At 66.8% G+C, this 14,549-nt stretch carries 10 protein-coding genes; 4 read left to right on the top strand and 6 right to left on the bottom strand.

The window, feature by feature from the left end; genetic code table 11:
- Window positions 1-7 precede the first annotated feature (7 nt).
- Complete coding sequence (locus tag NFE57_RS01025) at window positions 8-1,240, top strand: cytochrome P450 (RefSeq protein WP_252133694.1); 1,233 nt, start codon at window positions 8-10, stop codon at window positions 1,238-1,240.
- Window positions 1,241-1,368: 128 nt separating this feature from the next.
- On the opposite strand, the gene NFE57_RS01020 is transcribed toward NFE57_RS01025, so the two are convergent.
- The 5 genes from NFE57_RS01020 to NFE57_RS01000 form a co-directional block, all read right to left on the bottom strand.
- Window positions 1,369-1,926: a CHAP domain-containing protein gene (locus NFE57_RS01020; RefSeq protein ID WP_382279126.1), complete on the bottom strand. Its 558-nt coding sequence runs from the start codon at window positions 1,924-1,926 to the stop codon at window positions 1,369-1,371.
- A 153-nt stretch (window positions 1,927-2,079) separates the two neighbouring features.
- The gene (locus NFE57_RS01015; protein ID WP_252133693.1) at window positions 2,080-3,993 is read right to left on the bottom strand and encodes a M1 family metallopeptidase; all 1,914 of its coding nucleotides are present in this window, start codon (window positions 3,991-3,993) and stop codon (window positions 2,080-2,082) included.
- Between the two features lie 83 nt (window positions 3,994-4,076).
- Window positions 4,077-5,939 (bottom strand): M61 family metallopeptidase, encoded by a 1,863-nt coding sequence (locus NFE57_RS01010; RefSeq protein ID WP_252133692.1) that lies wholly within the window; start codon window positions 5,937-5,939, stop codon window positions 4,077-4,079.
- Window positions 5,940-6,009: 70 nt separating this feature from the next.
- Window positions 6,010-7,473, bottom strand: coding sequence for an MFS transporter (locus NFE57_RS01005; RefSeq protein ID WP_252133691.1), 1,464 nt, complete (start codon window positions 7,471-7,473; stop codon window positions 6,010-6,012).
- On the bottom strand, window positions 7,470-8,300 hold the full coding sequence (locus NFE57_RS01000) for an SDR family NAD(P)-dependent oxidoreductase (RefSeq protein WP_252133902.1): 831 nt from the start codon (window positions 8,298-8,300) through the stop codon (window positions 7,470-7,472). Before NFE57_RS01000 ends, NFE57_RS01005 begins: the two co-directional genes overlap by 4 nt.
- A gap of 146 nt (window positions 8,301-8,446) precedes the next feature.
- Between NFE57_RS01000 and NFE57_RS00995 the strand changes: the two genes are divergently transcribed.
- The 3 genes from NFE57_RS00995 to NFE57_RS00985 all read left to right on the top strand — a co-directional run bounded on the left by NFE57_RS00995 (window position 8,447) and on the right by NFE57_RS00985 (window position 12,078).
- Window positions 8,447-9,634, top strand: a complete 1,188-nt coding sequence (locus NFE57_RS00995; RefSeq protein WP_252133690.1) for an acyl-CoA dehydrogenase family protein — start codon at window positions 8,447-8,449, stop codon at window positions 9,632-9,634.
- Window positions 9,635-9,748: 114 nt separating this feature from the next.
- Entirely contained in the window at window positions 9,749-10,537 is a 789-nt protein-coding gene (locus tag NFE57_RS00990) for an SDR family oxidoreductase (RefSeq protein ID WP_252133689.1), read from the top strand.
- A gap of 50 nt (window positions 10,538-10,587) precedes the next feature.
- Window positions 10,588-12,078: a DUF4403 family protein gene (locus NFE57_RS00985; RefSeq protein WP_252133688.1), complete on the top strand. Its 1,491-nt coding sequence runs from the start codon at window positions 10,588-10,590 to the stop codon at window positions 12,076-12,078.
- A gap of 181 nt (window positions 12,079-12,259) precedes the next feature.
- On the opposite strand, the gene NFE57_RS00980 is transcribed toward NFE57_RS00985, so the two are convergent.
- On the bottom strand, window positions 12,260-14,521 hold the full coding sequence (locus NFE57_RS00980; protein WP_252133687.1) for an NADP-dependent malic enzyme: 2,262 nt from the start codon (window positions 14,519-14,521) through the stop codon (window positions 12,260-12,262).
- Window positions 14,522-14,549 lie beyond the last annotated feature (28 nt).

Here is a 14,549-nt window from a genome sequence, read left to right as displayed (position 1 = left end):
AGGCAGCATGGCGACCCTGGCTAAGGACCAGCTTCACCCGGTCGATCCGCTCGACGTGAGCCGGTCCGAACTCTATCGCGACGACACCTGGCAGGCGCCGTTCCGGGAATTGCGCGCGACCGCGCCGATCCATTATACCGAACATTCGGATTACGGCGCGTACTGGTCGATCTCGACCTATAAGCCGATCGTCCATATCGAATCGCTGCCCGAGATTTTCTCGTCCGAGGTGGGCGGCATCACGCTCGCCGATTTCCTGCCCGAATCGGACGTCAAGATGCCGATGTTCATCGCGCGCGACCGGCCGGTGCACACCGCGCAGCGGCGCACGGTCGCGCCCGCCTTCACCCCGTCCGAAATGGTCCGCATGTCGGACGATATCCGCCGCCGCACCGCGGAGGTGCTCGATACGCTGCCGGTGGGCGAGGCGTTCGACTGGGTCGATACGGTCTCGATCGAGCTGACCACGCAGATGCTCGCGATCCTGTTCGATTTTCCGTGGGAGGAGCGTCGCAAGCTGACCTTCTGGTCTGACTGGGCGGGCGATATCGAACTCGTCAAGAACGAGGAATTGCGCCAGCAGCGGCTGCAACATATGTTCGAATGCGGGGCGTATTTCCAGAATCTGTGGAACCAGAAAGTCGGCAAGGAACCGACCCCCGATCTGATCTCGATGATGATCCATTCGGACGCGATGAGCCATATGGATCAATATGAGTTCATCGGGAATCTGATCCTGCTGATCGTCGGCGGCAACGACACCACGCGCAATACGATGTCGGCTTATGCTTACGGGTTGAGCCAGTTTCCCGACGCGCGCGCGCAACTCGAGGCCAATCCCGAGCTGATCCCCAACGCGACGCAGGAGATCATCCGCTGGCAGACCCCGCTCGCGCATATGCGCCGCACCGCGACGCAGGATTACGAGATCGACGGCCAGACGATCCGCGCGGGCGACAAGCTCGCGCTTTGGTATCTTTCGGCCAATCGCGACGAGAGCATGTTCGAGGATGCCGACCGGATCATCGTCGATCGCCCCAATGCGCGGCGCCATCTCGCGTTCGGCCACGGCATCCACCGCTGCGTCGGCGCGCGGCTGGCCGAATTGCAGATCAATATCCTGATGGAGGAAATGGCGAGGCGCCGGCTGCGTGTGAACGTGACCGGCGAGCCCACGCGCGTCTCGGCGTGCTTCGTTCATGGCTATCGCAAGCTGCCGGTGGAATTGAGCCGATATTAGGAGCAGGCGACCTTAAGGCGTCATGCCGGACTGGTTCCGGCATCCAACGTTCCACGGACGGTAGCGCTTGAGGTGCGTTGGCCCCCGGAACACGTCCGGGGTGACGGTGGCAGGAGAGGCGCGCGGCCTTAGAAGCGCTGGGTGGCCGCCAGCGCGATGAGGTTGGCGGCCTTCGCATCCTGCTGGGCGATCGTGACCGGGGCGTCGAAGCCATCGTTGCTGTCGGCGGGCGCGCGATCGGCGTAGATGAAGCCCTTGGTCGGATAGACGCTGGTGCCGAGATCGCCGATCGGGCCGTACCAGACCTTGACCTGCGTCCAATCGTTGTTGGGCGACACGTCGATCGCGCGGACATTGGCCTCGACGCGGCCGGGGCGCGACCAATTGGCGTGGGTGAGCAGGACTTCGCGGTCGCTGACGATCTGCGAGACCATCGCGACATGGCCGAGCCGCATCTTGCCCGAGGCGGCGAAGGCGAGGACGGCGCCCTGTTTGGGGGTGTGGCCGCGCTCGTACCGGCCCTCGGCCTGGGCCCACCAGGTGTAGGCGTTGCCGCGAAGCTCGATGCCGGACGCCTGACGGGCGTAGGTGACGCACTGCCAGAATTGCGCGAAGGCAGGGGTGGCGGTCATCAGGCTGCACGCGACGACCAGCGCAAAGCGCGCTGCAAATTTCTCGAATTTCATGCGACCCCCCGCTGGTCAGGCTTGCGTGTGCAGCCTGCTAAGCAGGTCGCGGCGCGCACGAAAAGAGCGGCGGGAACCATTTCCGACGAACCGTGTTGGCGCGCCGGTGACTGGAGGGTGGGGGAGCGGGCCGGTGCCGGTTCTAACTGGCCTTCAGCCCTGCCAGCCCACGATTCTGTCGACCGTGCCGACCGTCAGCGGGTGATAACCGGGGCGCGCCTTGGTGTAGATTCGCTTGGCGGCAGCCGGGCCCCAGCCGGGTTGCGCCATCAGCCGCGTGAATAAGGGCGCGACGAACTTGCGGCGGCCCTGCGAGGTCAGGAAGTCCTCGGCCGAGGCGTCGGCGGGCGGATAATGGTTGGCGATCGCCAGATCGAGCCACGCGAAGCGGATTTCGCTATTGCCGGTGGTGGACCAGTGGAATGCGGCGTCGAGCGTCGCGAGTTTGGCGTTGCCGATATTGCGCGGAAGCTGGTTGATGAAGCGCAGAAATTCCTGCGTCGAGACGTCGCGCGGGGCCTGCGCGATGTCGCCCGTCGCGGCGAACGCGGCCGCCGCCTTGTCGATGGGGATGAACGCGGTCGATTGCACATGCACCGCATTCGCCGGAATGCCCGGCTGATAAACCCATTGATCGAGCCCGATTTTCTGCGCGGTTGCCGTGTCCTTGATCAGATTGGCGCGCAGATCGGCGAGGAAGCCCGCGCTGGTCTGCGGCTGGAAGGCGTGGCGATCGAAATAGGCCTTGAGATAGGCATCCCACTTCTCGCGCCCGACCGCCTGTTCGATCGTGCGCAGGAAGGTTGCGCCCTTGGCGTAGGCGATTTCGCCGGTTGCGGTATCGGGGTCCATCTCGGGGGTCAGGTTGAGGTGGAGCTGGGTGAGCTTGGAGTCAGGGCCGCCGGCCTCGTCGACTGCCTGCTCCATGTCGCTCCACAGCAGATCGGCCTCCATCGCCGCGCGCTCGGGGCCGTAGACGCGCTCGATGATGCGGTTCTCGGCATAAGTGGTGAAGCCCTCGTTGAGCCAGAAATCGTCCCAGGTCGCGTTGGTGACGAGGTTGCCCGACCAACTATGCGCCAGCTCGTGCGCGATCACGCTGACGAGGCTCTTGTCGCCGGCGATGATCGTCGGGGTTGCGAAGGTCAGCGTGGGGTTCTCCATGCCCCCGTAAGGGAAGCTCGGCGGGAGGACGAGCACGTCGTAGCGGCCCCAGCGATAGGGGCCGTAGAGTTCCTCGGCGGCGGTCATGAACTTGCCGAGATCGGCGAATTCGGCCGCCGCCTTGTCGACCATCGCGGGTTCGGACCAGACCCCCATCGTGTCGTTGATCGCCTTGAAGCGCAGATCGCCGATCGCCATCGCGATCAGATAGGGCGCGACCGGCTTGTCCATCTTGAAGCTGAAGGTGCGGCGATTGCCGGGGGCGGTCTCGCCGAGCACCGATTGCGAATCGCCGCTCATCACCGCAGTCAGCCCCTCGGGCACGGTGATCCGCGCGTTCCACGTCTGGCGGATGCCGGGCGAATCCTGCGTCGGAATCCAGGTGCGGTTGAGGATCGCCTCGCCTTGCGTGAACAGATAGGGCTTCTGCTTGCCGAGCGTCTGTTCGGGCGCCATCCATTGCAGTGCGGTTGCACCGGGCGCGCTTTCGTAGGTGATGACGATCCGCCGCGCGCCCCCAAGCTGGACGGTGAGCGGTGCGCCGTGGATCGGATCGGCCGTGCCGACCTGATACGCGAGCGCCTTGCCGGCCGCGTCGGTGATGCTCTTGATGACCAGCCCGTTATCGTCGAGCACGATCTTCTGCGCGTCCTTGGCCGCGGCGATGTCGAGCGTCGCGGTGCCCGACAGCACATGGCGCTCGAAATCGGCGGCGAGATCGAGCGCGACATGGGCGACGCGCGCTTCGAGCGGGTTGGCGTAGCTGTTGACGTCCTTGCCCTCAGGCGTGGCGAGGATCGCGGGCGCGGCCGCCGCGGCGGCCTTGGTCGCGCTATCGTTGGCGGGGCCACAAGCGGCGAGCATCGCCGCGGCGGTGAGAAAAGCGATCGAACGCAAAGCCATCATCATCATCCTGCCATCGGCTGGGAGGGAAAGGGGAAGCCTAGGCGCATCGCGGAGGGCAAGCAAAGTGCGGCGGCCGGGCGCTATTGCTCGCCCAGCCACGCGGTGCGGAACGCCTGTTGCGCGGGGGTCAACGTGCCGCCGACCGCTTCGGTGGCGACCACCTCGAGCGTCGGATCGGTGACGGCCTTGAGTGTTGCGGTGCGTTCGCCGGCGCGGTTGCGGTAGACCAGTTTGACGTCCTGCCCCGGCTTGAGCGCGCCGATGGCGGTGGTCCAGCTATCGGCGGTTGCGAGCGTGGTGCCGCCGAAGCGTAGCAGCACGTCGCCTTTGTCGATCCCGGCCTTGTAGAGCGGGCTGTCGGGGAGCGGAATCTGATCGAGCGTGAGCTTGCCATCGGCGCTCGCGACCCGATTGGCGCCGAGCCATCCTTGCTGCGGGTTGGCCGCGCGCACGATCAGCCCGGCGTGCGCGAGCAAGGGGGCGAAATCGGGGAGCGCGCTGCCGCGGATCGAGGCGTCGAAGAAGGCTTTGGCGAACGCCGCGTCCTTGGTCAGTTCGGCGAGCCCGGCCTGCAGATCCTCGGGCGTATAGGGTTTGGCGGGGGCGTAATCGACCTGCGCGGCGCCGTTGCGCTGCCACATGTGGCGCATGTAAGCGTCGAGGGTGAGGTCGTAGCGCTCACGCAGCGTCATATCGAGCGCGAGCGCGATCATCGCACCGTAGTGATAGTAAGACGTGAAGATGGTGCCGTTGACCGGGTCGATCGCGGTCGCGGCATCGACGAACGGCGCGCGCAGGCTCATTTCCTGCGGCGAGCCATACGCCCGGCCGGGCGCGTTGACGACATAGTCGAGCGTCGCGCCCAACCCTTCCAGATAATCGTCGAGGCTGCTCTCGCCCGCGCGGTGGATGAGGAGCGGGCCGTAATATTGGGTGAAGCCTTCGGCGAACCACAGGGAGCGCGTCGAATCGGCCTGGGTGTAATCGAACGGTTCGAGCCCCCTGGGGCGCAGCCGCTCGACGTTCCAGGCATGGATATATTCGTGGCTGAGCGTGTCGATCTGCGCGAAATTCGCGGCCTTCAATGACCGCGGCTGGCTGATCATCGTCGAGTTGCGATGCTCCATCCCGTCGCCCGAGATTTGCGGCATGTAATCGGCGATGAAGGTGTAGGTGCCGAAATCGAGCGGGGGCGGGGCGCCGAATACCTTGTTGTGCTGGGCGACGACGGCCTTCGCCATGTCGGTGAAGCGATCGATGGCGGCGGGATCGTCTTGGGTGTGGATCGCGAGGCGGAAGGTGTAGGCCTTGCCGTCGGGGCCGGGCACCTGCCATTCGCGCAGCGCGAAATCGGAAAGCTCGGTCGGGCTGTCCATCAGATACTGGAAATTGGGCGCCCAGAAGGTGTTCGCGGTGCCCGCCGCCGGGGGAAGCTGGGTTGCGATTTTCCAGTCGGGCCGCAGCGGGTGGAAGGTCACGCGGATCGGCCGGTCGTCATATCCCACCGCCCACATGAAGGTCGCCGGCGCGTTGAGATGCGCGTGGGTGGGATCGATCTGCGCATAGGTGCCGTCGCCGCGATCGCCGTAGAGCGTGTACCGGATCGTGACCGCGCCGTCGTGATCGGCGACCGTCCAGCTATAGGGATCGCGGCGGGTGATCGGCAGGGTCTTGCCCGCGCCATCGACCGCGGTGACCGAATAGACGTTCTTGGCGAATTCGTGGATCGCGTAGCGCCCCGGCGATGAGCGCGCCATGCGGAAGGTGATCGGGCCGGGCTTGAGATCGCGATAGGTGACCGCGATCTGCGCTTCGTGATGCGCGGCATTATCGAAGCGGAGGTCGTAGGCGACGGGCGCATCGGGGCCGGGATCGGTCGCCTCGGCGTGTGCCGTGCCCGCGATCAGCGCCAGCAGCGCCCCTGCCAGGATGTGCCGCTTCATACCGCTCCCCTTCTTGCCGTGGTGCCGTCATAGGCGTGTGAGACACCGCGGGTCCAGAGGGCGCCCGCGCTTACGATCCCGCGTGGGGGGCGCCCTCTTCCTCCGCGCTGGCCGCCATCCGCGCGAGGCGGGCTTCGTGTTCGGCGCGGCCGAAGGGGAAGCGCGTGAACAGCCAGGCGGCCAGCAGCCCGAGCACGACATAGACCCCGGCATAGATCAGGATCAGCCGGTCGAGCGTCGCTGCCGGCACCTGCCCCGGATGCGCGCCCTGCGGGAAATGCGCGAATTGCAGCATCAGCCCGGCGCAGAAGATGCCGATCCCCGAGGTGCATTTCTGGACGAAGAACGATCCCGCGAAGAACACGCCTTCGCTGCGCCGCCCGGTATGCGCTTCCGAATCCTCGACCACATCGGCCATCATCGAGGCGGCGAGGATGAACGCCGAGACGCTGCACGCGGTGTGGATCACGATCAGGGCGAACAAGAGCGGCACCAGCCATGGCGAGCCGACCTCGGGGAACAGCCTTGCCAGCCGCAGCCAATAGGGGATCGTCAGGAACACGACATTGGCGGCAACCAGCCAGACCGCGGCCCTGGGCTTGCTCGTCCGGCGCCCGATCAGCGGCGCGATCACGAACGCGCAGAGCACGCCGCTGAACAGCGCGAACGGCAGCAATGCGAAGGTGCGGCCGCTGAATTCCCAGACGAAGCTGTAGAGATAGTTCGACAGCGCGTAGCCGATGCCCTGGTTGGTATAGACGCACATGCCCGCCAGAATCAGGATGAGGAACGCGCGGTTCTTCATCGTCTGTGCGAGTTCGCGGAAATGGCCGACGAGGCTCTGGGGTGCGATCACCGGATGCGGCAGCCGCTTGATCTCGCGATGCGTGCCGAGCGCGGAAAACAGGATCGCGACCACCATCAGCGCGGCAGCGACCAGCGCCATGTCATGATAGCCGCCCGCGCGCAGCAGGCCGTTTTCATAGCCCGGCCGCGGGGTCAGGAACACCTGATAGGCGAGCAGCAGCATCAGCATCCCGCCCGCCCAGCCGAGCAGATAGCGCCACGCGGTGATCCGCGTGCGCTCGTCATAATCCGAGGTGAGTTCGGGGGTCAGCGCCTGCGACGGCACTTCGTAGCAGGAGACCGCCGACCGCACGAACACCGCGGTGACGAACAGCCAGACATAGGTCGCCCCTTCGGACATTTCGGGCGGATTCCACAGCAGCAGCCAGCCGATCGCGATCGGAAGCGCTGCGGCATACATCCACGGATGGCGCCGCCCCCAGCGGCTGCGGGTGCGATCCGAGAGCGCGCCCACCGCGGGATCGATGAACGCGTCGAATACCAGCGCGCACATGATGATGAAGCCGACCGTGCCCGGCGCCACGCCGATGACCTGGTTGTAGAACAGCAGCAGGAAGGTGCCGAAGCCCGAATCCTTGATGCCGTAAGCGGCCGCCCCGAAGGCGTAGGCGAAGGTGGTCGAATTGCTGACCCGACGCGGGGCGGGGGTCGCGGTGCCGGCGCTCATTTGGCGAAGGCTTCCAGCGCGGCGAACAGCGACGGCGTGTCGGGATCCCAGCTATGGCGCGGGCCGACCGTCAGCCCGCCATCGACGGTGAGCGACGTGCCGGTGATGAACGACGCGTCGTCGCTGGCGAGAAAGGCGATCGCCGCGGCGATATCTTCGGGGGTGCCGGTGCGCTGGATCGGCTGCGCCTTGGCGGCGCCCGCGGCGATCATCGCATTGGCCTGTTGCTGCGCCGCGCCGGCGATCCCCATCGAGGCGGTGAAGATGTTGGTCGCGATGAAGCCGGGCACCACCGCGGTGACGCGGATATGGTGGCGCGCGAGATCGGCCGCGGCCATTTTGGTCAAATGGAGCACGCCCGCCTTGGCGGTCGAATAAGCGGTGGGGGCATAGCCGCTGCCCAGCGCTGATACGCTCGCGACGTTGACGATCGCGCCGTGCCCGCGTGCCGCCATCAACGGCGCGGCGTGGCGGATGCCCATCGCCACCGAGCGTAGCAGCAGCGCGTGGGTGCGATCCCAATCCTCGGGGCTGATCGTGTCGATAGGATCGCGCGCGCCGCCCGCGCCGGCATTGTTGACAAGAATGTCGAGCCCGCCCGCTGCATCGGCGGCGGCGACCAACGCGGCGATATCATCGACTTTCGTGACATCGGTACGCTGGAAGGTGATGCGGCCGCCGGCGGCTTGCGCCAGCGCGGCGCCGCCGGTGTCGTCGACGTCGCCGACCAGTACCTCGGCGCCCTCGTCGGCCAGGCGAAGCGCGGTCGCGCGGCCTATTCCCGATGCGCCGCCGGTCACGACCGCTCGTTTGCCCGCAAAGCGCATCCCGCTCTCCATCCTGATTTCGGGCGCAGCATAGGCGCGATGCGATAGCCGTCAATTGCATGGTTTGAATATCGGGTAGGCTAATCGGCTTGCTCGATGCGCGCCAAGACCGTAATCGTCACCGGCAGGATGGAGAGGAGAGAGGCGTGGCGCTGGACCCCGAAACCTTCGACGCGCTGATCGAGGCCGTGCGGCGTTTCGTCGCCGAGCGGCTGCGGCCGCTCGAGGCGCAGGTCGAGGCCGACGATGCGGTGCCCGAGGCGATCGTCGCCGAGATGCGCGCCCTCGGGCTGTTCGGGCTGTCGATCGCCGAGGATTATGGCGGGCTGGGGCTGACGATGGCCGAGGAGGCGCGCGTCGCCATCGAATTCGGCCGCACCACGCCCGCCTTCCGATCGACCTTCGGCACCAATGTCGGGATCGGCAGCCAGGGTCTCGTGATGGCGGGAAGCGAAGCGCAGAAGGCCGAGTGGCTGCCCGGCATCGCGCGCGGCGAGATCATCACCAGCTTCGCGCTCACCGAACCCGATGTCGGCAGCGATTCGGGCAGCGTGAAAGCGCGCGCGGTGAAAGATGGCGACATCTATCGCCTCACCGGCACCAAGCGCTTCATCACCAATGCCGACAAGGCCGACCTGTTCACCGTGATGGCGCGCACCGGCGACGATCCCGGCGCGCGCGGCGTCTCGGCGTTCCTCGTGCCGCGCGATCTGCCCGGCGTGTCAATCGGTACGCCCGAAAAGAAGATGGGGCAGCGCGGCGCCAAGGTCGCCGATGTGATCTTCGACGACGTGGCGGTGCCCGCCGCCAACCGGCTGGGGGCGGAGGGCGAGGGGTTCAGGATCGCGATGCGCGTGCTCGATCGGGGGCGGCTGCACATCGCGGCGGTGTGCGTCGGGGTCGCCGAGCGGCTGATCGCCGATTGCGTCGCTTATGCGGGCGAACGGCGCCAGTTCGGCAAGCCGATCGCCGAGCATCAGTTGATCCAGGCGATGATCGCCGATTCGAAGACCGAGGCGCTGGCGGCGCGCGCGCTGGTGCTCGACACGGCAGCGAAGAAGGACGCGCTGGAACAGAGGGCTGTCCGGGGGACAGACCTCCCAGCGCGTGGCGAGGATGTCGTGCTCGAATCGGCGGCGGCCAAATATTTCGCGTCCGAGATGGTCGGCCGCGTCGCCGATCGCGCGGTGCAGGTGTTCGGCGGCGCGGGCTATATCACCGATCACGGCATCGAGCGGCTCTATCGCGATGTGCGGCTGTTCCGCATCTACGAAGGCACCAGCCAGATCCAGCAACTCGTCATCGCGCGCGAGACGATGAAACGCGGGGGGTAATCCCCCTCCCGCCTGTGAGAGGGGCCAGGGGAGGGCCTGTCTCGCGTGGCATTTCAACAAGCCCTCCCCCGACCCCTCCCGCTTGCGGGAGGAGAGTAAAAAGAAGGAGCATTGATGGATACCACCAACCTGTTTCGCCTCGACGGCCGCGTCGCGCTCGTCACCGGGGGCAGCCGCGGGATCGGCCGGATGATCGCCGCGGGGTTCCTCGCGCAGGGAGCAAAGGTCTATATCTCGTCGCGCAAGGCCGATGCCTGTATCGCGGCGGCAAAGGAACTGGGTGCGAATTGCATCGCGCTGCCGCAGGATGTGTCCACCGTTGCGGGATGCAAGGCGCTCGCCGCCCAACTCGCCGAGCATGAGGGCCGGCTCGACGTGCTCGTCAACAATGCCGGTGCCGCCTGGGGCGAGCCGTTCGAGGATTTCCCCGAAAAAGGGTGGGACAAGGTGATGGACCTCAACGTCAAATCGCCCTTCTTCCTGACGCAGGCACTCCACGCCGCGCTCAAGGCGGGCGCCGGCGCCGCGCGCCCGGCCAAGGTGATCAACATCAGTTCGATCGACGGAATGCGGGTCAATCCGTGGGAGACGTACAGCTATCAGGCGTCGAAGGCGGCGCTGATCCATCTGACGCGGCGGATGGCGGCGCGGCTTGCCGGCGACGGCATCCACGTCAGTTCGATCGCGCCGGGGGCGTTTGCGAGCGAGATGAACCGCGCCGCGCGCGACCATGGCGACGCGGTGGCACAGCGGATTCCCGCCGGCCGGATCGGGATCGCGGAAGACATGGCCGGGGCGGCGATCTACCTCGCCAGCCGCGCGGGCGATTATGTCGTCGGCGACACGATCGTGGTCGATGGCGGGCTGGTCCATGCCACGCTGGGAACGTCGATCGACGCTTAGGGGTTGAGGTGTTTCGGGCGGCCGATGCCGCCCGGAACAGGGAGACACGGATGGGGTGCGTGCGGGGCAGGGGGCGGACGCTCGGCGCGGCCATCGCCTTTGCGGCCGTGCTCGCGGGATGCTCGCGGCCTGCCCCGATCGAGCCGCCGCCGCGCGCGCATGATGCGCCCCGAATCCCGCCCGAAAGCTCGATCATCGCGGTGCCGATCGATGCCGATGCGGCGATGCTGACGCGCGCGATCGAGCGCGCGGTGCCCCGGACCTTGTGGACGATCGACCGCCGGATCGAGCGCTGCGTTGCGCCCCAACGCGTCAAATTGTTCGGCAAGCAGGTGAAGGTGACCCCCGAGATCGGCTGCACGATCGTCGGCACGGTGACGCGCGGGGCGGTGCGGCTCCATGGCAAGGGCAAGGTGATCGTCGCCGATCTGCCGATCCATGCCGAGATCAGCGCGCGCGATGTCGGCGGCGTGCTCAAGGGCGAGACCGCGACCGGCAGCGCGATGGCGCACGCGCGGATCACGCTCGATCTCACCCCGGATTGGCAGCCGCGCGCCACGGTGGCCCTTTCCTACGACTGGACGCGCCCGCCGGGCATCGACTTCCTCGGCCAGCGCATCACCTTCACCGATCAGGCGGACGCCAAATTGCGCCCCGTGGTGCGCGATCTCGAACGCTCGCTGCCGCGCGAACTCGCCAGGCTCGATGTACGCAGCAAACTCGACAGCTTGTGGCGGCAGGCCTTTACGTCGATCGATCTCAACGCCGAAAACCCGCCGGTCTGGGCGCGGATCACGCCGCGCGCCTTGTCCTATGCGGGCTATACGCTCGACGGCAGGCGGCTGCGGCTCAACGTCGCGCTCGAGGCGGGGACGGAGACCTTCGTCGGCCCGCGCCCCGCCGATCCGGCCCCGACGCCGCTACCGCCGATGACGCCGGCGAGAGGCGCGGGGCAGCTCAAACTCTTCGTGCCCGTGGTCGCCGATTATGCCCAGCTCGAGCCGGTGATCCTGCGCGCGCTCACCAAACGCGCGGCGCGGCCGTTCGTGGTGCCGGGGATCGGGCCGGTGACCGCGCGGTTCGACAAGGTGACCGCTTATGGCAGCCCCGGCGGGCGGATCGCGGTGGGGCTGACGGTCGCCGCGCGGCCGGCGGCGGGGAATGTCGGTGCGACGCACGGCGTGATCTGGATCGCCGCGCATCCGGTCAACGCGCCGGGATCGGCCAAGGTGGGGTTCCGCGATCTCGTCGTGACCGGCGATACCGACGGGGTGGCGGCCGATCTGCTGCTTCGGCTCGGCAACAGCCCCGGCGTCGCCGCGCTGATCGCCGACGCGCTCGGCCAGAATTTCACCGGCGATTACCACAAATTGCTCGGCAAGATCGGCCGTGCGATCGATGCCAAGCGGGTTGGCGATGTCGTGATTCACGCCGATCTCGGCACGGTCGAGACCGGGGTGATCGAGGCGCACGGCACCGGGCTGTACCTCCCCGTGCGGCTCAGCGGCGATGCCCGGATTACCTATCAGCCGACACGCTAGAGCGGCGAGCATAAAGCCTGAACCCGTTCGCCCTGAGCCTGTCGAAGGGCCGTTCTCCTCTTTCGACCGGCCAAAGAATAGAGCGGTGCTTCGACAAGCTCAGCACGAACGGGGTGGGACGCATTTGATTCCATGCGCGGCAGGCGGCGGCCCGCATATATCGGCCCGCCGCCCCGTTTCCTCAGCCCGCCATGCCCCCCGCGGCGAGGACGGCCAGCGTCACCAACTCGCTCGCGCTCGAGGTCATCGGGGCGATCTGGATCGACTTTTCCATCCCGATCAGCATCGGCCCGATCATCGAATCGCCGCCCAGTTCGCGCAGCAATTTGGCCGAGATATTGGCCGATTGCAGCCCCGGCATGATCAGCACGTTGGCGGGCCCCGAAAGCCGCGCGAACGGGTAATTGGCAAGCTGGCGCGGGTTGAGGGCGACGTCGGGGGCCATTTCGCCCTCGAACTCGAAGCTGACCTTGCGTTCCTCGAGCACGTGGACCGCTTGACGCAAATTCTCGAGCCATTTGCCCTCGGGGTTGCCGAAGGTCGAATAGCTCAGGAACGCGACGCGCGGCTCATGGCCCATCCGGCGCGCGACCTGCGCGGTCTGTTCGGCGATATCGGCCAGCGCCTCGGCCGACGGGCGTTCGTTGATCGTCGTATCGGCGATGAACACGGTGTGGCTCTGGCCGACCAGGATGTGAATGCCGAACGGGGTGCGCCCCGGCGCGGGATCGATCACGCGCCTGAGCTCGCGCATCGTCCGCGCGAAGGTGCGCGTGATGCCGGTGATCATCGCATCGCCTTCGCCCAATTGGAGCAGCAGGCTGCCGAAGACGTTGCGATCCTGGTTGACCATCCGCTCGCAATCGCGGCGCAGATAGCCGCGGCGGTGGAGCCGATCGTAGAGGAAGTCGACCATCTTGGGCACCAGCGGCGAATGGCGGCTGTTGTGCAGTTCGAAACTGTGCGGATCGTCGACCCCGAGCGCGGCCAGCCGCTGATAGACGTCGTCGCGCCCGACCAGCACCGGCGTGCCATAGCCGCCGTCGCGGAACGCGATCGCCGCGCGCAGCACGACTTCCTCCTCGCCCTCGGCGAAGACGACGCGCTTGGGCTTCGCGCGCGCGCCCTCATAAGCGAGGCTGAGCACCGCGGTGGTCGGGTTGAGCCGCCCGCGCAGCGTCTGGCGATAGGCCTCCATGTCGGTGATCGGCCTGGTGGCGACGCCCGAATCCATCGCCGCCTGCGCGACCGCGACGGGGATTTCCTCCATCAGTCGCGGATCGAACGGCGCGGGGATGATATATTCGGGGCCGAAGGTGTGCTGCGTGCCGTAAGCCAGCGCGACTTCCTCGGGCACCTGCTGGCGCGCCAGCGCGGCGAGCGCCTCGGCCGCCGCGATCTTCATCGCGTCGTTGATCCCTGTCGCGCGCACGTCGAGCGCCCCGCGGAAGATGAACGGGAAGCCGAGCACGTTATTGACCTGGTTGGGATAATCCGACCGGCCGGTGGCGATGATGACATCGGGCCGCGCGCGCTTGGCCTCGGGCGGGCTGATCTCGGGATCGGGGTTCGCCATCGCGAACACGATCGGGTGCGGCGCCATCGTCTTGAGCAGATCGGCGGGCAGCGCGCCGGCGGCCGACAGCCCCACGAACACGTCGGCACCGGCGAGCGCCTCGGCGAGCGTGCGCTTGTCGGTCTCCACCGCGTGCGCCGACTTCCACTGGTTCATGTCTTCGTCGCGGCCTTCGTAGACCACGCCGTGCCGGTCGCACATGTAGAGCTGGTTGCTGGGCAGCCCCATCGCCTTGATCAACTCGGCGCAGGCGATCGCCGCGGCGCCGGCGCCGTTCATCACCACGGTGGTTTGCTTGATGTCGCGCCCGGTCAGATGGAGCGCGTTGATAAGCCCCGCGGCGGCGATGATCGCGGTGCCGTGCTGGTCGTCATGGAAGACGGGAATGTTCATGCGTTCGCGCAGCGTCTGCTCGATGATGAAGCATTCGGGGCTTTTGATGTCTTCGAGGTTGACCCCGCCGAAGCTCGGTTCGAGCAATTCGACCGCGTCGATGAAGCGATCGACGTCCTCGGTCTTGAGTTCCAGGTCGATCGCGTCGACATCGGCGAAGCGCTTGAACAGGACGGCCTTGCCTTCCATCACCGGCTTGGCGGCGAGCGGGCCGAGATTGCCCATCCCGAGGATTGCGGTGCCGTTCGAGATCACCGCGACCAGATTGCCCTTGGCGGTATAATCATAAGCCTTGGCGGGATCGTCGGCGATCGCCTGCACCGGCACCGCGACGCCGGGCGAATAGGCAAGCGCGAGATCGCGCTGGGTCGCCATCGGCTTGGAGGCGATGATTTCGATTTTGCCGGGCCGCCCTTCGGAATGGAACAGCAGCGCCTCGCGCTCGGAGAAATGGACATTCGATTCGTCGGCCATTTATTTCCTTCCTAAGGGCATACGCCCA

Source organism: Hephaestia sp. MAHUQ-44 (assembly GCF_023806085.1).
Taxonomy (GTDB): Bacteria; Pseudomonadota; Alphaproteobacteria; order Sphingomonadales; family Sphingomonadaceae; genus Sphingomonas.
Note: the sequence above shows the minus strand (reverse complement) of the source record. Positions and strands in the feature narration are given on the sequence as shown.